This is a genomic window from Synechococcus sp. CS-197, from assembly GCF_025128215.1.
In the GTDB taxonomy this organism is placed as follows: domain Bacteria; phylum Cyanobacteriota; class Cyanobacteriia; order PCC-6307; family Cyanobiaceae; genus Synechococcus_C.
The window spans coordinates 21,522-42,721 of record NZ_JAHLZC010000016.1; the positions used below are offsets into that span (position 1 = coordinate 21,522).

General features: G+C 57.0%; 15 protein-coding genes. 7 read left to right on the forward strand and 8 right to left on the reverse strand.

What is annotated here, in order from left to right; all coding sequences use genetic code 11:
* Nucleotides 1-4 precede the first annotated feature (4 nt).
* From KQ296_RS06075 to argJ, 4 genes are all read right to left on the reverse strand, one after another.
* Nucleotides 5-1,669 (reverse strand): AarF/ABC1/UbiB kinase family protein, encoded by a 1,665-nt coding sequence (locus KQ296_RS06075; protein ID WP_041428702.1) that lies wholly within the window; start codon nucleotides 1,667-1,669, stop codon nucleotides 5-7.
* A gap of 14 nt (nucleotides 1,670-1,683) precedes the next feature.
* A complete protein-coding gene (locus KQ296_RS06080; protein WP_011934268.1) occupies nucleotides 1,684-1,998 on the reverse strand; it encodes a hypothetical protein in 315 nt (104 codons plus the stop codon).
* Nucleotides 1,999-2,037: 39 nt separating this feature from the next.
* A complete protein-coding gene (locus tag KQ296_RS06085; protein ID WP_011934269.1) occupies nucleotides 2,038-2,652 on the reverse strand; it encodes a hypothetical protein in 615 nt (204 codons plus the stop codon).
* An 85-nt stretch (nucleotides 2,653-2,737) separates the two neighbouring features.
* A complete protein-coding gene (argJ, locus tag KQ296_RS06090) occupies nucleotides 2,738-4,030 on the reverse strand; it encodes a bifunctional glutamate N-acetyltransferase/amino-acid acetyltransferase ArgJ (RefSeq protein WP_011934270.1) in 1,293 nt (430 codons plus the stop codon).
* Here argJ and coaE point away from each other — a divergent pair.
* A complete protein-coding gene (gene coaE / locus KQ296_RS06095) occupies nucleotides 4,029-4,640 on the forward strand; it encodes a dephospho-CoA kinase (RefSeq protein WP_011934271.1) in 612 nt (203 codons plus the stop codon). The genes argJ and coaE overlap by 2 nt on opposite strands.
* 7 nt (nucleotides 4,641-4,647) lie before the next feature.
* Here coaE and gatB read toward each other — a convergent pair whose 3' ends face one another.
* Complete coding sequence (gene gatB, locus KQ296_RS06100) at nucleotides 4,648-6,132, reverse strand: Asp-tRNA(Asn)/Glu-tRNA(Gln) amidotransferase subunit GatB (RefSeq protein ID WP_011934272.1); 1,485 nt, start codon at nucleotides 6,130-6,132, stop codon at nucleotides 4,648-4,650.
* Nucleotides 6,133-6,200: 68 nt separating this feature from the next.
* Between gatB and KQ296_RS06105 the strand changes: the two genes are divergently transcribed.
* Nucleotides 6,201-7,328 carry an FAD-dependent oxidoreductase gene (locus KQ296_RS06105; RefSeq protein WP_011934273.1) on the forward strand — a complete coding sequence of 376 codons (1,128 nt, stop codon included), beginning with the start codon at nucleotides 6,201-6,203 and terminating at the stop codon, nucleotides 7,326-7,328.
* Here KQ296_RS06105 and KQ296_RS06110 read toward each other — a convergent pair.
* Nucleotides 7,321-8,667, reverse strand: coding sequence for a glutamine synthetase (locus tag KQ296_RS06110; protein WP_011934274.1), 1,347 nt, complete (start codon nucleotides 8,665-8,667; stop codon nucleotides 7,321-7,323). The two genes, KQ296_RS06105 and KQ296_RS06110, sit on opposite strands and share 8 nt — an antisense overlap.
* Before the next feature lie 69 nt (nucleotides 8,668-8,736).
* Complete coding sequence (ndk, locus tag KQ296_RS06115) at nucleotides 8,737-9,195, reverse strand: nucleoside-diphosphate kinase (protein WP_006042870.1); 459 nt, start codon at nucleotides 9,193-9,195, stop codon at nucleotides 8,737-8,739.
* Nucleotides 9,196-9,331: 136 nt separating this feature from the next.
* Between ndk and speA the strand changes: the two genes are divergently transcribed.
* From speA to KQ296_RS06135, 4 genes are all read left to right on the forward strand, one after another.
* Nucleotides 9,332-11,242 carry a biosynthetic arginine decarboxylase gene (speA, locus tag KQ296_RS06120; protein ID WP_011934275.1) on the forward strand — a complete coding sequence of 637 codons (1,911 nt, stop codon included), beginning with the start codon at nucleotides 9,332-9,334 and terminating at the stop codon, nucleotides 11,240-11,242.
* A gap of 3 nt (nucleotides 11,243-11,245) precedes the next feature.
* Nucleotides 11,246-11,908 carry a Coq4 family protein gene (locus KQ296_RS06125; RefSeq protein ID WP_011934276.1) on the forward strand — a complete coding sequence of 221 codons (663 nt, stop codon included), beginning with the start codon at nucleotides 11,246-11,248 and terminating at the stop codon, nucleotides 11,906-11,908.
* Nucleotides 11,909-11,965: 57 nt separating this feature from the next.
* Entirely contained in the window at nucleotides 11,966-12,541 is a 576-nt protein-coding gene (locus KQ296_RS06130) for a cyclic nucleotide-binding domain-containing protein (protein WP_011934277.1), read from the forward strand.
* A gap of 211 nt (nucleotides 12,542-12,752) precedes the next feature.
* Entirely contained in the window at nucleotides 12,753-14,474 is a 1,722-nt protein-coding gene (locus tag KQ296_RS06135) for a ShlB/FhaC/HecB family hemolysin secretion/activation protein (protein ID WP_011934278.1), read from the forward strand.
* An 11-nt stretch (nucleotides 14,475-14,485) separates the two neighbouring features.
* Here the strand turns inward: KQ296_RS06135 and KQ296_RS06140 are convergent, their stop codons facing one another.
* Entirely contained in the window at nucleotides 14,486-18,436 is a 3,951-nt protein-coding gene (locus KQ296_RS06140) for a CHAT domain-containing protein (RefSeq protein ID WP_259726410.1), read from the reverse strand.
* Nucleotides 18,437-18,819: 383 nt separating this feature from the next.
* Between KQ296_RS06140 and KQ296_RS06145 the strand changes: the two genes are divergently transcribed.
* The gene (locus KQ296_RS06145) at nucleotides 18,820-20,682 is read left to right on the forward strand and encodes a CHASE2 domain-containing protein (protein ID WP_011934280.1); all 1,863 of its coding nucleotides are present in this window, start codon (nucleotides 18,820-18,822) and stop codon (nucleotides 20,680-20,682) included.
* Nucleotides 20,683-21,200 lie beyond the last annotated feature (518 nt).

Consider the following 21,200-nt stretch of genomic DNA (forward strand, 5'->3'; position numbering starts at 1 on the left):
GTCCTCAGTGTTGCGTTGAGGACAGACTTTCCAGCCGGGCATCCTTGCGCAACTTCACCTGGAGTTTGAGCCAGCCCATCCCAACAGGAACAGCTGCACCCAGAGGCAACAGCGCCCACAGCGGCCGAGCGCTCGCACCCATCAATGCCGCGGCCACGGCCAATCCCCCGAGCAGAACCGACTGACCGATGGAGTGTTGAGCCGTCACCATGCGACGGAACTGTCTGTCGGACTCGCCCATGCGGATCTGCAGTTGCAGATCGCCCTGCTCCAGGCGCTCCAGGCTTTCATCAAGGCGCCGGGGGATCCCTACAGCACGGGAACTAAGGGCCCCCACCTGACGGCCGAGCTCATTGAACAGATCATTGGAACCGGATCCACTGGATGTCATCAGAGGCAGCAGATAGGGCTTGGCAATCCCCACCAAACTAAAGCCAGGATCAAGGCTGCGGCCTACACCCTCAAAGGTGGAGAGTGCCCGCATCACGAAGATCATCTCCACCGGCAGGCGGAAGGGTTGGCCGTACACCAGTTCGTAGAGATCACCGGAGAGCTTGTCGATCACATTGGCGCTGAATGGAGGCGTGAGGGCATCACGGAGCATCAAACGCACCAGACGGCGCACCGGTCCCACATCCACATCACCGGCGATCACCCCCGCAGCCTGCATCTCCTCGACCAAAGCGGCCGCATCCCTCGATGCCGCGGCACGAACCATCGCTCCAAGCCGCCGGCGCAGACGCTCGGACAGCTGCCCCATCATTCCGAAGTCGTAGTAGATCAGTGCCCCATCGGCTGCAACGGCGAGATTGCCGGGGTGGGGATCGGCGTGAAAAAAGCCGTACCGCACCAGTTGCTGGAGATAGCTGGCGGCTCCGATCTCAGCGACCTCACCAGGGTCAATTCCCGCCTGAATCAACGCCGAGCGATCGTTGATCTTGATGCCTGGTAGGTAATCAAGGCAGAGCACCCGCCGGGTGCTCAATTCCCAGATCACACCAGGGACGCGGATCCGGGACTCATCGAGAAACTGCTGGCGGAACCGTGCCGCATGCTGCGCTTCAAGGCGGAAATCCAGCTCCCTGAGCAGCACACGCCGGCACTCCTGGGCTATCGCTACCCAATCACGACCTCTCCCCCATTGGGGGTGACGCTGCAGAACAGCCGCCACCTGTTGCATCACCTCCAGGTCGAGGCGGAACACGGACTCCAGGCCGGGGCGCTGAATCTTGAGCACCACCTGGCGGCCGCTGCGCAAGCTGGCGCGATGCACCTGGGCCAACGAGGCCGCTCCAAGCGGCTCCACATCGAGATCGATGATCTCGGCGCAGCGGGCGCCCAGTTCCTCCTCGAGCAAGGCCTGGGCTTGATCGAAGGGGAAGGCCGGCACCTTGTCTTGAAGATCAGCCAGCTCGGCCACCCAACCGGCTGGGAGCACATCCGGACGTGCCGAGAGCAATTGCCCCAGCTTGATGAAGGCAGAACCCAGCTCCAGAAGTTCACGAGTGAGCCAACGGGCCCGTTGCTGCTGGCGCTGTTCCCTGCGCTCCGGCGTAGGCCCACCGGCGTAGGTCCAGGCCTGTCCATCCCACCAGAGGAAGGCCAGCAGCACCACCACAGCACGCCAGATGCGCAAGGCACGGACGGCGCGACGCCAGGGCGCCAGCATCGACACCACGCGACTCAAGTGTGATCCTCCAAGCGGTTGTCGAGGTCTGCGACCTGGGCCCTCAAGCGATCAATGCGTTCTTGCAGCGATGCATCCGAAGCATCCGTTGGCGGTTGGGTGCTGCGGGACTCAGACGGATCGCCCTCTTGATGAAGTCGCTCGGCCTCTGCTCTCACCTCTTCCTGGAAGAGATCCCACTCCTGGCGGATCCGTTCGGGGGCATCCTGAACCGCAACCGCCATGCCAGCGGCGGCATCCGCTAACCCCTCACCAACGCGGGCAACCAGGCGATTGATGGTCGCGCGCAGCAAAGCATCTGGAGGCGTCATTGCGATCTGCCGATGCGCAAACTGTGGCAGATCCCTCCCTCATCTGGTGAGGCTGCTCTCCGGATTGGGTGGTGCCGTGGGCGGAGTTGAAAAGGCCTGGGGATCCTCGAACGGTTGAGGATTGACCGGCCTGGCGGGGCTTTCGAACAGACCTGGATCCTGCGCATCAATCACTGAATCAGGAAGCGGTGCAACGGCGGTTTCCGCAGGCGTCTCAGGCTCCAGCTCGACTGCAGGAAGCTCAACAGCAGGGGCGGCCACGGGCGTGGCCGTCCACGCAGGCTCCGTCCAAACGGGCTCCACCAGAGCAGCCTGCTGCTCAGCCTGACGACGTTCAGCCTCGGCAGCGATCGCCGCAGCCTGCTCCTTGGCCTGCTCGAGCTTGCGTTGTTCTGCTTCCACAGCTTCAAGCGCCGCCACATCGCCCATCAACGCTTTGTCCTCGCCGTGGCGACGTCTCAAGTCCCCGAGGGTCTCGCCGGGGAAATCCTGCGGACGGAACGCTTCCTGCTGAGGCTGCTGCCAGGCGGCTCGCATCAACACAACCCGCTGGGTGATGCCGTATCCCATCGCAAAACAAGCACCGGCCACCAAGGGACCAACCCAGAACTTTGGGCGTTTGGGGCGTTGCTGCTCAGATGCGGAGGGGGCCATCACTGGAACTCACAGGGTCAACAACACACCTGACGGTGGGCCCCATCCTCGCCCCTGAACGCCAGGAGCGCATCCAAGGCTGCAATCAGGTGGTGTAGTCGGCGTTGATGCGCACGTATTGATCCGACAAGTCACACCCCCAGGCCCGGCCCTCTCCAGAGCCGGAACCAACGACAAGACGAATCTGCACCGAGTCGTCCACTAAGTAGCGGCCATAGGCGCGCTCACTGAGATACGCCGAAGCAGCTGAGCGATCAAACACCAGGGGTTGGCCCGCTGCCATCAGTTGGTGGGGCCCGATCCAGAGGGCAACGGCGTCAGCCTCAAAGGCCACTCCGGAACGACCGGCCGCCGCCACGATGCGGCCCCAGTTGGGGTCACGACCATGCACGGCCGTCTTCACCAGCGAGGAGCCACAGATCGTGCGCGCCATCTGCAGGGCTCCGGCCTCCGTGGAGGCTCCCTCCACCTGAACCTCGATCAGACAGGTGGCTCCTTCCCCATCGCGGGCGATCGCCCGAGCGAGATGTTGTGCCACCAGGGTGAGTCCTTCCTCCAGCTTGTCCTCACAAAACTCCGGCAGGGACTCACCGGCGCAGAAGGCCAGCACGGTGTCGTTCGTGCTGGTGTCGCCATCGACGGTGATGGCATTAAAAGAGCGTTCCACCGCCCGCTGCACCATGGCTTTCCACGTCAGAGGGGGGACGGCCACATCGCAACTGATGGTGCCGAGCATGGTGGCCATATCGGGGTGGATCATTCCTGATCCTTTGGCCATGCCACCGATGCGCACAGTGCGGCCAGCGAGTTCGGCCTCAAAGGCGATCTGCTTCTCCACCAGATCCGTGGTGAGGATCGCCTGCGCTGCGGCGGATCCCCCCTCCGGGCTCAGCCCGTCCACCAGAGGATCCAGGCCTGCCAACAGCACCTCCATCGGGATCGGCACACCGATCACCCCCGTGGAACAGATCAACACCGCCTCCCCATCCACACCCAGGCGATCCGCCAGCGCCTGGGTGGCGCGCTGGCTGTCGATCAAACCGCGATCGCCTGTGCAGGCGTTGGCCTGACCGGAATTGATCAGCACCGCCCGCGCCTGACCACCCCCGTCCTGCAGTCGTTCAGCGCAGAGATCAACACAGGCGGCACGCACTACCGACCGGGTGAATGCCCCTGCGCACACCGCACCCTCGGGGGCCAGCACCAAGGCCAGATCAGGCTTGGCAGAAGCCTTCAGGCCAGCGGTGATCCCTGAGGCCTGAAATCCTGTCGGCGCGGTCACCCCCCCCGCCACCGGCAACCAGTCGGACGAAACCCTGCGAGCGGCGTCAACCACGGCTGTACGCGAGACACTGAAAGCATCCTGCCGCCGCACCATGCCAAGCCAACGCCGGATCGGTCTCACCGGCGGCATCGCATCGGGCAAAAGCAGCGTGGGGCGCTGGTTGAGCGACCACGGACTCCCGGTTCTGGATGCCGATCGCTACGCCAGGGACGCCCTCGCCCCTGGCAGTGCAAGCTGCCAAGCCGTGCTGGAGCGGTACGGACCCGCTGTGGCTGCCCGTGGGGCACGAGCCGACGTGGGGGAGCTGAATCGATCGGCCCTGGCCGACATCGTGTTCGCCGATGCGGTGGAGCGCCAATGGCTCGAACAGCTGATCCACCCCCTCGTCCGGCAGGCCTTTGACACCGCTCTCGGCGAGCTTGAGCTCACACCAGCGGTCGTGCTGATGGTTCCTCTGCTCTATGAATCCGGCCTGGAGAGCCTGTGCACGGAAGTGTGGGTTGTGCGCTGCAGCAAGGAGCAACAACAGCAACGGCTGATTCAGCGCAACAGGCTCTCGGCTCAGCAGGCCGATCAACGCATCGAGGCGCAATGGCCGCTGGCACGCAAATGCCTGCTGGCGGATCAGATCATCGACAACAGCGGCGAACCGGGTGCGTGGACAGCAACCGTGGCCTCTCTGCTGGAACAGGGAAGCTGCTGAAGCAAGCTCAGCCTTTGAGCTTCTTGCTGAGAATCTGATTGGCGAGCTTGGGGTCGGCCTTGCCGCCGGTTTTCTTCATCAGCTGGCCAACGAAGAAGCCCTGCAGTTTGGTCTTACCGCCGCGGAACGCCTCCACCTCATCGGGATGGGCCCCCAGAAGCTCATCAACGATGGCCTCAATCGCAGCCGGGTCACTGATCATGCCGAGGCCGCGTTCATCAACGATCGCCTTGGGTGAACCACCGTTCTCCAGCAGTTCGGGCAGGATCTCTTTGGCGATCTTGCCGCTGATCTTGCCGCCGTCGATCAACTGCACCATCTCAGCCAGCTGTTCGGGGCGGAAGGGCAGGTTGGCGTAACTGAGCCGGTTGCTGTTCACATAGGCGGCGATATCGCCGGTGATCCAGTTGGCCGCAAGCTTGGCGTCGGCACCTGCGACCACCACGGCCTCGAAGTAGTCGGCCATCGGCTTCTCGTCGGTGAGCACCCGGGCGTCGTACTGGGACAGCCCCAGGGTGTCGGCGTAGCGGTGGCGCTTGGCTGCCGGCAGCTCCGGCAGCTCCGCCCGCCAGGAGTCGCGCTGGTCAGCACTCACCTCGATCGGCCCAAGATCCGGATCTGGGAAATAGCGGTAATCACTGGCCCCCTCCTTGCTGCGCATGCTCTTGGTGAGCTGCTTGCTCTCATCCCAGAGCCGCGTTTCCTGAACGATGGGCTCACCGGCCTCGTAGGCCTTGATCTGCCGTTGGATCTCGTACTCACAAGCCTTCTGAATGGCCGAGAACGAGTTCATGTTCTTGATCTCCACCTTGGTGCCGAACGGCGCCTCCGGCCCTCGGCGCACGGAGATGTTCACGTCACAGCGGAGTGAACCCTCCTGCATGTTTCCGTCGCTCACGCCCAGGTAGCGCATGATGCGACGGATTTCCGAGGCGTATTCCGCCGCTTCCCGGCCCGTGCGCAGATCCGGCTTGCTCACAATCTCCGCAAGAGCAACGCCGGCGCGGTTGTAATCCACCAACGAATGGGTGGAGCCAGCCAAACGATCGCTGCCGGCATGCACCAACTTGCCGGCATCCTCCTCCATGTGAAGGCGCTCGATGCCGATGGTTTTCAGATAGGTGTCTTTGCCCTTCTCGGCCACCTCCACTTCGATCCAGCCGTCCTCTGCGATCGGTTCGTCGTACTGGGAGATCTGATAGTTCTTGGGCAGGTCGGGGTAGAAATATTGTTTGCGATCGAACTTGCTGTGCTCGGCAATGTTCAGATTGAGTGCCATCGCCGCTTTGACGGCGTACTCCAGCACCTTCTGATTAAGAACGGGAAGCGTTCCCGGCAGCCCGCACACCACCGGGTCGATGTGGGTGTTGGGGTCATCCCCGAACGCCGTGGATGCAGCCGTGAAAATCTTGCTGTTGGTGCCCAGCTGAACGTGGGTCTCGAGACCGATCACCGCTTCCCAGGCCTGATCTGTTGCTGCAGGTGCCGCCATCCGCTGTGTGGAACGTTCAGAGCAGGGCAATCCTATGGAAAGACCGCGAACCGCAGCCCCCAACAGCCATGACCGCCTTGCGCCCACCCGCCACTGACGCCGCGTTGATCCTTGGCGGTGGATTGATGGGCCTGGCCATCGCCCATCAGCTGGCCCGGCGTGACCATCCTGTGTGCGTGATCAGCCGGCGGCGCGGTGAGGCCGCAGGGTTCGTGGCGGCAGGCATGCTGGCTCCCCACGCTGAAGGCCTGAGCAGTGACCAGCTGCGCTTCGGTCAACTGAGCCTGGAGCGGGTTCCGAGCTGGGTCGCCCAGATCGAGGCCGACAGCGGCCTGCCCTGCGGACTGCGATCCACAGGCATTGTGGTGCCCTTCAGCAGCAGTGATCAGCGGGATCGCTACCCCACGGCAGCCTTCGGAACAGCCCTGAACCGCCAGCAGCTGGAGCGGGAAGTCCCGGGCATCGCCCCGACGTGGCAGGCCGGCCTGCTGTTCGAGCAGGACGGCCAGATCGACAACCGCCGCCAGTTGATGCGCTCCCTGGAAAGCGCCTGCGTGGAACGGGGGGTGCAATTTCTTGAAGGCGTGGAAGTGCTGGACCTGCTGCAAAGCGGTAACCAACGCATCACAGCACGCATCCGTGACGCCGAAGGAACAGTAACGGAACGAAACAGTGCCATCGCCGTGCTTTGCTCCGGAGCCTGGAGCAGCCAGCTCCTGCCTCAGCTGCCGATTTTCCCCGTGAAAGGGCAGATGCTCTCCCTCCAGGCTCCTCGGGGCGCTCTTAAACGCGTGATCTTCGGACCAGGCACTTACCTGGTGCCCAGAGAAGACGGCCTGGTGGTGGTGGGCGCCACATCGGAGCGGGACGCGGGGTTTGCCGAGGGCCTCACCCCTCAAGGGCAAAGCACTCTCAAACAGGGCATTGCCTCGCTGCTTCCGGAAGCCTCGGGCTGGCCCCCGATGGAACGCTGGTGGGGATTCCGGCCCTGCACGCCGGACGAGGGGCCCCTGCTGGGCCGAGGCCCCCTCTCTGGCCTTTGGCTGGCCTGCGGCCATCACCGCAACGGAGTGCTGATGGCTGCAGCCACAGCCGAGGCCATTGCGGACTGCGTGAGCCAGGGCCATGCCCGCGATGACCTCGAGCGCTTGCTGCCCTGTTTCCAATGGCAGCGGTTTGACGCCGGCGTCAGCTGAGGTCTCCCACCAGCGGCCACCAACGGGTGCTGGCGATCACCTGTTCCGCGGGCCAACCCGCACAACGCTCAATCTCGGCATCGATGCTGTCGAGCACGCTCCCATGCAGCAGCTCCCCCATCGCCGCCGACAGCACTGCACTGGATGCCAAGGCTGCGCGCCCTTCCGCCAAGGACTGGGGCAGACGGGCATGGGCCGCTGTGCTGCCGTCCGCGCGCGCCGGATCACCGCGCACCGGCGCCGGCAGGGGAACAACGTCGCTGAGAGCGGCCAGCGCCAACACCTGCAGAGCGCCAAGCAACAGGTAGGGATTGGCCCCCAGATCGGCAACTTTCAGCTCGAGATGGGCGGGCACTTGATCCAGCGAGGTGGGAACCAAACGCAAGGCCGCCTCGCGATTTTCAATCCCCCACACCTGATAGGGCGCCGACCAGGAGCTGGGGGCCAGACGGGCGTAGGAGGCCGAAAGCGGACAGGCGATCGGCAGCAACGCCGGCAGATGATGCAGCACACCGGCAATCAGCGCCGCACCCTCCGGCGACACGCCACCTGGGCCATCGCCCCCCTGCAGCACGGGCTGACCATGCCGGAGAAGGCTGAAGTGCACATGACCGCCGTTGCCGACCTGATCCGTGGTGAGCTTGGGCGTGAAGCTGCAACGCAACCCCAGTCGCCGGCTCACGCGCTGAATCACCAGGCGAGCCAAAACCAGGCGATCGGCGGCTTCCACAGCCGACCCATGGGCCAAAGACAACTCGAACTGGGACGCGCCGTATTCGGGGTGAAACTGCAACCAGTCCAGCCCAGCGGCATCCAGAGCGTCACAGATCTCAGAGGCATAGTCGAGACCTTCCACCAAGCGATCAGCCCCATAGGGCCCGCCGGGAAATGCGGGAGACCCCGGGGCTCCCCCCTCCGCTGACAGCACCATCCATTCGAGCTCGAAGCCCGCTTGCAGCGTCAGCCCTTGCTGCTGCAAACGATCCTGCTGCAGCCGGCAGAAACTGCGCTGATCGGCCTCGTAGGCCCGTCCATCACGCCAACGCCGCTCTCCAGGGGCCCAGGCCCAGCCGCGATCGGGCTCGAGCGGAACCAGCGCCTCCGCCACAGCATGGAGACGCAGGTCTTCATCCGGTCGGGCGCAACGGTGCGCAGCAGCGATGCATCCATCCACCCGGAAGGCATCGGCTACCGGCGAAAACCCCACACCCAGATCGGCGGCCGTGTCGAGATGGCGGCGGGGCACCACCTTCACCAAGGAAGCGCCGGCATGATTTACCCAGGTGATCGCCACGCGCTTCAGCCAGGGCTGCAGAGCATGGGAACCGTGATCGCTCACAAAACCGATTAGCCGAGTCCTCTCATGATGCGCCGCACGAGGGCAGAGGACCCGGCCCGAGCTGATGAATCAGCCTTCGGTGCGCCATCCCTGATCAGAAGGGGTCCAATCGCTCAGCTCGGACGCTTGGAACCAGAGACCGATCTCGAACTGCGCGGTTTCAGGCGCATCAGAGCCGTGAATCACATTGCGGCCGATGTTGATGGCCAGATCGCCGCGAATGGTGCCTGGTTCTGCCTCCAGAGGTTTGGTGGCGCCGATGAGCTTGCGAGCGCTGGCGATCACACCGTCGCCTTCCCACACCATCGCCACCACAGGACCTGAGGTGATGAAGTCGACCAGTCCAGCGAAGAACGGACGCTCCTTATGAACGCCGTAGTGCTGCTCCGCCAGTTCACGGCTGGGGGTGAGCTGCTTGAGGCCCACAAGCTTGAAGCCCTTGCGCTCGAAACGCCCAAGGATCTCGCCGATGAGACCGCGCTGAACCCCGTCGGGCTTGATGGCGATGAAGGTGCGTTCCGAGGCCATGGAAAAACAAAAAACCGTCGCCATCGTCCGTGGCAGCCGGCCCGCTTGGCAAGCAAGCGGACTGCGCCGAGCTGTTGAAGCGATGAACCCTGCCTAGATTCGCGGCACAGAGCCTGGAGAGCACCGTTTGACGCTGATGGCCCACACCAGCACCGCTGGACCATGGACCGTGCAGGACGGTGCCGATCTCTACGGACTGGATCGCTGGGGCGATCCTTACTTCTCGACCAACTCCCGCGGTCATATCACCGTGCAACCCCAGGGCGAGCGGGGCGGCAGCATCGACCTGATCGAACTCGTTGAGGGCCTGCAGGCCAGGGATCTCGGCCTTCCACTGCTGATCCGCTTCGACGACATCCTTGAAGATCGCCTCGAGCGGTTGCATGCGGCCTTCGACCGTGCGATCGCGCACTACGGCTATGCGGGCCGCTATCAGGGCGTGTTCCCTGTGAAGTGCAACCAGCAGCGCCACGTGGTGGAACGCATCGTGGAAAGCGGCCAGCGCTGGCACTTCGGTCTGGAGGCAGGGAGCAAGGCGGAACTGCTCATTGCCCTCTCACTGCTGAACGATCCGGACGCTCTGCTGATCTGCAATGGCTACAAGGATCAGCGGTACCTGGAAACGGCCATCCTGGCGCGCAAACTCGGGCGTCAGCCCGTGGTGGTGATCGAACAACCCGACGAGGTGGAGCGGATCATCCGGGCGAGCGATCACCTGGGTGCAGCACCGATGATTGGAATTCGGGCACGCCTCTCCACCCGTAGTACGGGCCGCTGGGGCAGCTCTGTGGGAGACCGCGCCAAATTTGGGCTCTCCATCCCCGAACTGCTCGACACCACCGAGGCACTACGCAACGCGGGGCTTCTGAAGGAACTGCGCTTGCTGCACTTCCACATCGGCAGCCAGATCAATGACATCGCCGTGCTGAAAGATGCCCTGCAGGAGGCGGGACAGATTTACGGCGAACTGCACCGGCTGGGTGCTCCCATGGGCTTCCTCGACGTGGGTGGTGGCCTGGGGGTCGACTACGACGGCAGCCGCAGCGCCACCGCCGCCTCCACCAATTACTCGCTCCAGAACTACGCCAACGACGTGGTGGCCACCGTGAAGGAATGCTGTGAACCCAGCGGTGTTCCCGTGCCCACGCTCGTGAGCGAAAGCGGTCGCGCCCTGGCCAGCCATTTCAGCGTGCTGGTGTTCGACATCCTCGGCACCGGTGCCGCGCCGGACGAGCGGCCGGAACCGATGGACGACGATCCGCTGATCCTGCGCAACCTGCATGAAACCTTTGATGGCATCACCACCGCGAACCTGCAGGAAGCCTGGAACGACGTTCTCAAATTCAAGGGCGATGCACTGAGCGCGTTCCGCCTGGGATACCTGAGCCTTCCGGAGCGGGCGCGGGCCGAGCAACTGGCCTGGGCCTGTGCGCGGCGCATCAGTCGCCTGTTGCCAGCGGATGACAGCAGCCCCGAGGAGCTGCGCAACCTGCGCGCCAGCCTGGCCAGCACCTACTACGGCAATTTTTCAGTGTTTCGATCGGCACCCGACACCTGGGCGATCGATCAGCTGTTTCCCGTGATGCCGATTCATCGCCTCGATGAACAGCCCAACCAGCTCGGAAGCATTGCTGATCTCACCTGTGACTCCGATGGCAAGCTGGCTCGCTTTATTCAGGGCGGTCAAAGCAAACCCCTGCTGGAACTGCACAGCCCCAAGCCGGATCAGCCCTACCTGATTGGACTGTTTCTGGCCGGTGCTTACCAGGAGGTGATGGGCAACCTGCACAACCTGTTCGGAAGCACCAATGCCGTGCACATCCGCCTGGCCCCAGGCGGTGGCTATCTGCTCGACCACGTGGTGCGCGGCGACACCAATTCCGATGTGCTCGAAGCGATGGAGCACGACCCTGATCTGATGCTCGAACGCCTCCGCCTGGCCAGTGAGGAGGCCATCCGCGAACAGCGGCTGTCGGTCAACGACGCCAGACTGTTGATCAGTCACGTGGCCAGCAGTCTTCAGCAGGCCACCTATCTCCAGGGCTGACCCGTGCGCATCAAACTGCAGGAACGTCTCCAGAGCCTGAAACTGCTTGCAGGACTTGCTGCCTTTCTGAAAAATCCCGGTTCGCTGGAAAGCGTTTTTGCTGTGGGTGCCAGCCTCAAGGACAGCGCACTCGGCAAGCAAATGGTGGAGCACCTGCTGGAGGACCACCAATTCCGATCACTGGTCGACGAAGGCTGGCGGCCTGCACCGATCAACCTCGACCAGTTGCAGAAACTGCCCGAGGGCAGCTTGGGTCGGGTGTATGCCGATCAACTGATCAGCCAGGGCATCACCCCTGACAGCTTGATCGATCCCTCACCAGTCAGTAACTCCCAGGACTTCGTCGTTCACCGACTCAAGGAAACCCACGACATCGTGCATGTGCTGACCGGTTTTGGCATTGACGGCGCCAGTGAACTGGGGCTCCAGGGATTCAACCTCGCGCAGAACCGCTCACCGCTGGCCGTGATGCTGATCTTCGGGGGGATGCTCTCAGCCCTGCAAAACGACGAGCCACTGGCACCCATGCTGCGGGCGTTGGCCCATGGCTTTCAGATGGGCCTGGATGCAGACCTGGTGATTGCGCGGAAACTGGAAGATGGCTGGGATCGGCCGCTGGCCGATTGGCGCCAGGAGCTCAAACTTCCTACGCAAACCAGCACTTGAAGCGGAGGTGCATGGCCAGCTCCCAAGGAGTATCAAGAAAGAAGCCGTGATCCATTCATGTGGGGTGATGAACCGCAGCTGCAAGCGTTTCGCGAACGCTTGAAACTGCTCCTGGAAGCTCATCAACAGGAACTCAATCCCAAACCAATCACTGCCAAAGAAGGCGATGTGCTGTTTCGCCAGGGGGACCCGGTGGAAACCCTGATGCTGCTCACCAGTGGCAAGGTGGCTGTGGATGTGCATCAAGGCAGCGAACGCCACACCCTGGCTGTAGTGGAAGCTGTGGAGTTACTTGGGGAGGTGGGCTTCTTCGCCAATGGCCAGCACTATGCCGACTTTCGCGTTGTGGATGGTGCGGCCGAACTCCTCGCCCTGCCAGGGGAAGACCTCCTGCAGGCGATGCTGTTCGACAGCGACCTGGCCGTCGAGATGCTGGCCTTGGTGAGTGAACGCTGCCGAAGGGGCAACCGGGTGATCGGATTGCTACTCAGCGGCATCGAAGCAGTGCATGACCACGAAACAGAGCGGCTCGAGCAAGCAACAAGAGAGCTGGGTGGGATCCATTTCTGCATTACCAAGGCAAGTCGCCAATTACAACGCCTACACCAAACGAACGCAACTCAACGCACCTAATCAACAAAGAAAGACATCATCAGAGAATTGACTTCGAGAAGGCAGGAACCGACTCACGAAACACAAAAAATCAGGAGCCTGGGAGTAGACAAAACAAGGCTGGAGAGAACAGTCCAAATTGAGGGGTGACGCTGACACATCAACAAAACTGACACATGCGCGCACAAGACCACGAATCAACACCATAGAGTTGAGGGGTCGCATGTGACCTTTGAGCGAAGTTTGGAGGCTAGGAGCCAACAAAGCGAACCCATCAAACTTACAACAAAACCAAGTGATCATCCTCCTTGCCCAACTCGTAGCACCACCAATACAGCCAGGACCAGCAAGGGTTCCAGAACGTGAGATCCCAACAAGCCAGCCCGCGACAATTCAACTCGATATTGACAATGAAGCCAATGACGGGAGGAAAGGCGGAAAGGGAACAAAGAATAACAATGAAGACAATATCAACATTGAGGGCAAATCTCCCTACAGCGATGATCAAACAAAAGAAATTCTCGAAAACTGCGATCAATCATTCGACTCAAGCAGCGCAGACAGCTGCGTCACCAAATTCAACTCTCGATTACAGAAAGATGGCTATATCAACACACGAGTCGTAGCGGAAACGAAAAATGGCACAACCAACCTCATCATCATCCCAGGAAGGCTTGTTGAAATCAACGTCAACGCAAAAGATAAAAGCCTCGGAAAGGAAATTGAAAACAAACTCAAGCCACTGCTTGATGAGACATTTAACATCATCACGATTAAAAATAGCCTGTTGAGTCTTGAACGCAGTGGAATCGCCAGCAAGATCACAGGTAGCATTGGAAAACTGGGAAGCAATCCAACAAAAGCAACACTTAATATCACCGTAGAATCAGTACCAAGCCTTTGGAGAGGAGAAACATCAATACGCAATGATGGCAATACAGGAAGTGGAGAATGGAGGGGCGTCGCGATCCTGCAGAAAAAGGATCTGCTAACAAGAGGAGATCAATTTCAATTTTATGGTGAACTCAATGCAGACAGCGACCCAGAACTCGGTGCAGGCATAGGCTCGCTGAGTTATACATACCCGCTCAGCCAAACAGTCGATGTCACAGCATCCTTTGGAGCAAATCGTCGTTACCTAGTTGAATTCCCAGAACCTTTCAGAGACTTAAGTTTTAGACAATACCAGGGGTTAATTCAAACCAATTGGACCTTACAACAAACAGGCTCATCCAATACGTATGCATTTGCTGGGATCAGTGCAAATCACAACAACAGCTACTACAAAAACGAATCATTCCCGATCATTGTCGGAGGTGGCTTAGATGGGGATCTCACAACTGGATACGTTCGGATAGGAATCGGCCATCAAGGAGTCAAAAATTCGATGTTATGGACAGGACAAATTTACGGACTGCAAGGAATCAGTTCATTCAGTAGTGCGGATGAACTCAATGCTTTAAATGTGGTTGGGATCCAACCCAGCAATGCCCGGGCCATTGGTGCCTATGCAACTGGTCTATGGGCGATCAATCAAAAACTCATCGCAAAAGCAATTGCTGGAGGCCAGTATGCCTTTCATCCATTAACGAGCAGTATGGGATTTAGCGTTGGCAGTGATAATGGATTAAGAGGCTTACCGGGAACATTGATTAGTGGAGACAACGGATGGATTGGAAACTTAGAGCTCGAGTGGTCTTTGAAGAAAACCAAAAACAACGAATTCAAACTGGTTCCTTTTGGTGGTGCTGGTGGTATTCAAACAACACGCTTAGGAATTACCTTGAACGACACTGTCGGTTCCTATGGAGTTTTAGTAAGGTGGCTCCACAAAAATCAGCTCAGTGTTGACTTAGGCTGGGCAAAACAAATTAACGTTGAAAACAATGCAGGCCTTTGGAACGAATGGACGTTAGGAAATGGGCTTTACACCAAAGTTAGTTATCGGTTCTAAGAAAAAACGACTTACCAAGGGGTGCCGAGGAGTACGAAGCCAGACCAGAAAAAAGGATGGCGGAAACCTCTTGGATAATTAAATTTTTGCGCTGCAGACAGATTAGACAACAAGACATCACCAGAAGGAGCAACAACATCTGATCCAGTAATTTTGATTGATCCTGAAGCAAAATCGCGCTGTGTCATGCTCAGAGCGCTTGACTTCGTGATACCGCGACTAAGGTAACGGTAGAACTGAGAAAAGAATGCTGACGTGGCAACATCATCAACGTACCAAAGTGAACCAATCGCACTCTTTGCACCAGCTTGTAGAGCCATACCAGCAAGCCCCATTTCACTATCACTATCGCCTAGTGCACTACGACAAGCACTGAGCACGAAAAGATCAATTGGATCAGACTTTCTCTCCCGACGAATAGACTTAAATGCTTCAAAAGAAATGAAGCCATCTCGAGTATGAATCATCGATTGATCCGGTTTGCCACCCTTGAAGTCAGCATGCGTTGCAAGATGAATCAGCGGTTGCGTTGAGCTTTTCAAGTCGGCCATAACACGTTGTGAAGTAAATTGATCTTCAACAACAGCCGAGCCGCCATAAACCTGTTGAATATTTTCAACCTCCTGGCCAACAAAAGGGAGAGGTGCCAAGTCAGTAAACTCAGAAGAGCCCATAATCAAAATGCCATCTGATTTCGCGTCCGCCAATGGGACAGATAGATCGGTCAGTGCCAAAGACGGTGTGAAAGAGAAAGAGGTCTTTCTGACGGCATATTCACCTTGACGCGCAAGAGCTGTAAAGGGAATTGCTTGAAGACCACGATCAGCGGACACCAATACAGATGTGATCTGTTCACGAACTAAGATCTCATCAATAGGCTGAAGAAACAAAGAATATAATCTCGAGGTCTCTGACGAAGCTTTCGACGATTCTAAAGGACGCTGGCTCGTGATTTTGCCATAAAAACCTCGAAGTAACTTTGAAAACTCCTTGAGTGATAGCTCCGAACGACGGCCGACCACCGTTCCATTTGACGTTATCAGTGTCAGATCAATAAAACCGTTATCAGCATTACCAACTCCTAGATCAGCATTCTTTGTAAAGGCAATATTGAGGTATGCGGGATTAAAGCGAGCTTGGTTTGAGGAGGCATTAGTCAGCACTTGTATTGTTGATGAAGCGAGTGAAGCTCTTGGCAACATGGACAAAGAACTCGACACTGACTGATATGCCTGGCGTGCTTCACTGAGGCTTTGTGAGATTTTCGCTGGTGTGAGCTCGCTCGATGGTGTTGGGCTCAAATCATCCAAACCAAGAGCTGACAAAACTTGGTTAGCATTGACAGCAAGCGAATCTTCTAAATTGGACTCAACGACAGTGTTGTCAAGTGTACTGACTTGAACACTCGGTGTCGCGGACTCTGCAGACTCAGACTCACCGGATTGCGATGCAGACGACTCGTCTTGTGAGCTTGAGGAGCTGGCACGTTCTGATGAAGAATCACCGTCTGACTCGCCATCAGACTCCGAATCAGGTTGACTGTCAGTAGCTGATTCTGATTCAGAACTAGCGGAGGATTCATCAGCACCATCACTATCTGAAACAGAAACAGAAACAGAAGAGCTTTGCGTTGACGAATTCTCTTGACTTGATGACTGCTCATCCGACGCAACAGCAACTTGAGAGTCAGAAGCAACGTTCGAAGTGGTGTCATTAGAACGTGACACATCGAAGGATGTATCTTTAGAATCATTGACATATGAAATCGATGATTCATTACCATCAACAACATACAGCGAAGAATCACTAATACTTGACGAGTCAAGAACTGCACTATAACCAGTATTAACCACCAAAGAGTTGTTCCCGCTCACATCGGAGCCAGAAACAGAAACATCTAATCCAGTGGAAAATGCTAACTGCTGATTGTCAGCAAAATCCGAACTCGGGACATCAACATTACCAACAAGAGCCACAGCTTCAAAAACATTCTCATCAAAACTAGAAGACAAGATCATTACATCACCATCGTCTGAAGAAACCGTCACATCGTTATCAACCACATCAGAATCAGCAATCACTGCATCGCCGCTTTCTGATTCAACACTCAGATCATTGCCCTCAACAGTTGAATCAACAATCACCGCGTCACCATCGTCTGAAGAAACCGTCACATCGTTATCAACCACATCAGAATCAACAATCACTGCATCGCCGCTTTCTGATTCAACGCTTAAATCATTACCAACTGCAATTGAATCGACCACCGCTGCATCACCATCGCTTGTGAAATCAAGGGCATTGTCAACAAGTTCAGTACTTGCAATTACCGAGTCTCCCTGTTCAGCGCCAATCACCAAGTCGTTACCAACAACAGATGTGTCGAAAACATAGGCATTACCTAAGGAATAGGCATCGATATAAGCATTACGCGAAAGCAAGGAGCTAGAGATAAAGATATCCCCAGCAAGTGATTCAATATAAGGATAAAGATTGTCTAGAATGTCTGAATTGTTGATATTAACGTCAGAAGTTGAAGATATCAGCGCAAATGGACCATTGAAATCAAGGCTCGAATCAAGAATAGTGATCAAGCCCACAGCATCGATCGAGAAAGCTGGCAATGCAAAAACGGTATCAAAATCCGAAAGATACTGATCAGTTGTGTAAGGTAAATTGCTAAGAAGATCAGAACCATAGAAACCAAAATCACCACCAGAAGTGATCGTAATCGTGGTGTTATCATTAATACTTGAGTTATAGATATTAGCATTGCCAACAGATGTGAGCGTAAGTGAGGAATTGCGATCAAACGAAACTCCGAACGCATAGGCACCAGACTGATCAATAGAACCTGCGTTCAAATCCCCACCCGATGTAATCGTGGCAGACTGATTGTCACTAATGCTTGAATCGTAGAGACTAATACTTCCATCTGCTGTCAAAGACAGAGTCGTGTTCTGGTCAAAGGACACTCCAGAATTACTAACAGACGGATTGCTATCTGCTAAGAAATTACCACCAACGTCAATGGCTACTGAATCATTATTAGCTATGGATGCGTTATAAATGCTGAAATCACTTACTGTGTCAATAACCACTGAAGAATTATTATCAATGGCAACTCCAGTTTCGGCGGAGTTATTGGGGTCTGAAATAGTCAATGTACCACCCGAGTCAATCTTGACTATCGAATGATTATCCAACGAGGAGTCTTCTATTTTGAGGTTACCTACGGAATAGAGAGAAAGTTCAGAGTTTACATCGAACGATGCATTTAAAAGTGATACATCTGAGAGTGCTAAATCACCCCCAACATCCAAAGACGTTGGTACATCTAGTGTTGAATTTGAAAGCGTTAAATCCGAATTTGCATGCACGTAAAGTGAACCATCAATTGACAAAGTGAGCCCGCCAATCGTAATGGAAGATGCTGTATTTGAAAGAGTATTGACTTGCCGGTTAAGCGACGGCGTGCCAGTCAGCAACTGGGTTTCGCTGAGGCTTGAATTAACCGAAAATTGGCTTTGACCGATAGGCAGTGAAGAACGATTCGTAAGGGTTAAGTTCGTTACGTTGGAGAAAGAAGCGCCGGACGACAAAGTGATGCCATCTGGAGAAACAATGAACAAATTGGCACCAGAATCAAGACTCAAAGGAACATTGAGATTGAAGCCATTGGATGACGATGCAATACCAAGGATGACATTGCTCTGAGAATCCGTTTCAATCGTCACTCCAGTAATAGCTGACCCGGTACGATTTGCATCAAAACGGGTAAACTGATGAAATTTATTAGAGCCTGCATCCGTTCCGCCACTAATGGCACAAACACCGGAACGACAAATCTGTGCCTCAGAACCGCCGTTGATGATGGTGCCAAGCTCACCTGAGGATTCAATTTGCGATCGTGCTGGCTGGGCAGCCGAGGCGAACACAGCAAAAGGAAGTCCGAAAGACAAAATTATCTGCTTCAAAGAAAACCAATACATGTAATTGCCAGCAAAAAGCAAGCCCTACAAGGGCACAAATGCCTATTGTACACCAATATGAAAATTTACTAAGAAGACCATGAGAAAATTCTGAGTGTTGCGATTCAGTTGGCGCTCTGGTCGCGAACGAGGGCAACACCACTCGATGATTCAGGAATCAGGCAGTCCCTATGCGCTTTTGCTGCAGGAGAGCGAATGACATTCATCCAGGCTTCATGCTTAGGGCCCGTTGCTTTTGAGATCAGTAACAGGGCGAAGGTTCCCACCGTTGCAGATCACCAACAAGAAGCCCATCACCCACACGCATGCAGCCAGGCTGGAGCCAATCAGGCGCATCCAACGTTGAAACGGCGATGAAACGCTTCCGCAATCTGCTGCAATCCACCGGCCCCTATCTCGCTGCCATCGTCGTTTTGGTGCTGCTGCGCAGCACTGACCTCGCCCAAACCCTTGATCTGGTGATCTACGACCTGATCACCAGTCAACGCTCAGAGGGTTCAGGCCAAGACCAGCCGATCACCCTGGTGGGCATCGAAGAAAGCGACATCCAGCGCTTTGGCTGGCCGATTGACGATGGCATCTTCTGCGATGCCTTCGATGCACTCAATGCCAGCGGCGTGACCGCCATCGGCTTCGACATCTACAGAGATCAAGGCGTGGGAGCCGAGCAGCAATGCCTGCGTGATCGCTTCCGTGAGGAACCCACACTGGTCTCAATCTTCAACGTGGCCGCTGGGATTGGAGCTGTCCCCGGAACACCGATCGAGCGCCAGTCGTACAACGACCTGAGCCTGGATGGTGATGGTGTGGTGCGTCGTGACCTGGTGCATGTCACCGGACAGGACGAAGCCACCGTGGCGTTCCCCTTGCGCGTGCTGGAAGTCGCCACCGGCGATCGATCCCTGCGGGACGCCCTGGATGCAGGAACGAACGCTGGCCCATGGTTGTCGGCTGATGCAGGCGGATACCACAACGAAATTGACGCAGGACTTGGGCTCCAACGCCTGCTTCGCTTTCGCGAGCCGCGCAGTTACGCGACCTACACCCTGGCCGAGGTCATCGACGGTACGGTGCCCAACACCATGCTTCGCGATCGCATCGTGTTGATCGGCAGTACAGCGCCCTCCCTGCGCGATCTGTTCGAAGTGCCGCACACGCGATTTGCAAGGGGTGACAGCCTGTTCACGATTTCGGGCGTGGAAGTGCATGCCAACCGCCTCGCCACCCTGATCGACGAGCGCAATGGCAGCTTTCAACAGGGTTGGCTGATACCTGGCTGGGGGAATCTGCTGCTGGTGATCGGCTTCGCCGGCACAGGACTGCTGCTCGGGGAGCGTATCCCCAAACAACGCATCAGCATTCTTGTTGTGGGCCTCGTGGCCGGCGGAGCTGCTGCAGGACTTGGAGCACTGCTCTGGAATCACATCTGGATCGGTATGGCCATGCCGCTGACAGGTCTGCTCAGTTTCAGCGGAGCAGCCTGGCTGCGCCGTGGCGTGGAAAGCCAACAGCACTCCCAACAGATTCAACAGCTGCTCGGGCAAACCACCTCACCGGCGGTGGCCCAACAACTGTGGGAACAACGGGACTCCCTGCTGAGTGATGGGCGATTCCAAGGGCAGCAGCTGCCGATCACCACACTGTTTACGGACACGGCTTCCTTCACCAGCGTGTCGGAAGGCATGAGCCCACGGGAATTGATGGACTGGCTAAACCGCGGCATGGAGATCTGCGTGCCCGCCGTCACCGAAAGGGACGGCATGGTGAACAAGTTCACCGGCGATGGAATGCTCGCTGTGTTCGGGGTGCCTTTACCAGGAAATCCATCGGCAGAAGCCCAAGCGGCGATCGAGGCCGCATTCCAAATCAAAGACGGGCTGGAAAAGCTCAACGAAGCGCTCAAAGCCGAGGGAGCGCCGAGCATGCGCGTGCGCATGGGCATTCACTCGGGCGAGGCTCTGGTGGGGTCGATGGGTAGTGCAGAGCGCATCGAATATGCGGTGATCGGCGATGCCGTGAACTGCGCATCACGGCTGGAGAGCTATGACAAAAATCGCCATGAGGGTGTGCTGCGGGTGCTGCTCTCCAGCACCACCTTGGAACTCCTGCCCACAGAATTCCGCGAATCGTTGCACCTCGACTATTGGGGCCCCGTTCAAGTGAAAGGCCGAGACGAACCTTTGGACGTGAGTGAATTGAAATTCAACAATGAATGAGAAAAAATATACAAAAGACAGCTTTAAAAACGCAGGCCAATAATCAACAACTCACGCTATTAATTATTACTTGCAATAGTAACGATTACCGACTTTAGCGATTAGCAATTATCTTCTAACATTTAGGAAAGACAACGAACTGGCAGCTGCTTTGGCCATTCCTCAGTGATGAGATCAGAAAGCCCGAATTGGGCCATGGCCTGAGACGTGGACACAGTTTTTCCACATTGAGTTTGCAGCGAATTCAGAGACTTCTGAATGGGCTGATCGCTGGGCTCAACATCCAACACCAACAAACTCAGTGCTGGAGGTGCTATGGCTTGAACAAATGCCATGGGATCCGAATTGTTTCCTCTCTCGCCCGAGTTGCAATTGAAACTCGACTCCCAAACAGTCGAGCTTTGAAGCTTCGCTGCCATTAAAACGATGTTGGCAGGTGTGGCTGGCAGGGTGCGTGTTGACTCTTCGGAGCCATTTTCAGGCTTAAAACTCACCGTTAAGCTCACGGGGCTGGACGA

Excerpts from the sequence above, each read along its gene's own strand:
- coaE (WP_011934271.1), top strand. The coding sequence starts at position 4,029 with ATGCCAAGCCAACGCCGGATCGGTCTCACCGGCGGCATCGCATCGGGC.
- gatB (WP_011934272.1), bottom strand. The coding sequence starts at position 6,132 with ATGGCGGCACCTGCAGCAACAGATCAGGCCTGGGAAGCGGTGATCGGT.
- KQ296_RS06130 (WP_011934277.1), top strand. The coding sequence starts at position 11,966 with ATGTGGGGTGATGAACCGCAGCTGCAAGCGTTTCGCGAACGCTTGAAA.
- KQ296_RS06080 (WP_011934268.1), bottom strand. The coding sequence starts at position 1,998 with ATGACGCCTCCAGATGCTTTGCTGCGCGCGACCATCAATCGCCTGGTT.
- KQ296_RS06145 (WP_011934280.1), top strand. The coding sequence starts at position 18,820 with ATGAAACGCTTCCGCAATCTGCTGCAATCCACCGGCCCCTATCTCGCT.
- argJ (WP_011934270.1), bottom strand. The coding sequence starts at position 4,030 with ATGGTGCGGCGGCAGGATGCTTTCAGTGTCTCGCGTACAGCCGTGGTT.
- speA (WP_011934275.1), top strand. The coding sequence starts at position 9,332 with ATGGCCCACACCAGCACCGCTGGACCATGGACCGTGCAGGACGGTGCC.
- ndk (WP_006042870.1), bottom strand. The coding sequence starts at position 9,195 with ATGGCCTCGGAACGCACCTTCATCGCCATCAAGCCCGACGGGGTTCAG.
- KQ296_RS06105 (WP_011934273.1), top strand. The coding sequence starts at position 6,201 with ATGACCGCCTTGCGCCCACCCGCCACTGACGCCGCGTTGATCCTTGGC.
- KQ296_RS06075 (WP_041428702.1), bottom strand. The coding sequence starts at position 1,669 with ATGCTGGCGCCCTGGCGTCGCGCCGTCCGTGCCTTGCGCATCTGGCGT.
- KQ296_RS06085 (WP_011934269.1), bottom strand. The coding sequence starts at position 2,652 with ATGGCCCCCTCCGCATCTGAGCAGCAACGCCCCAAACGCCCAAAGTTC.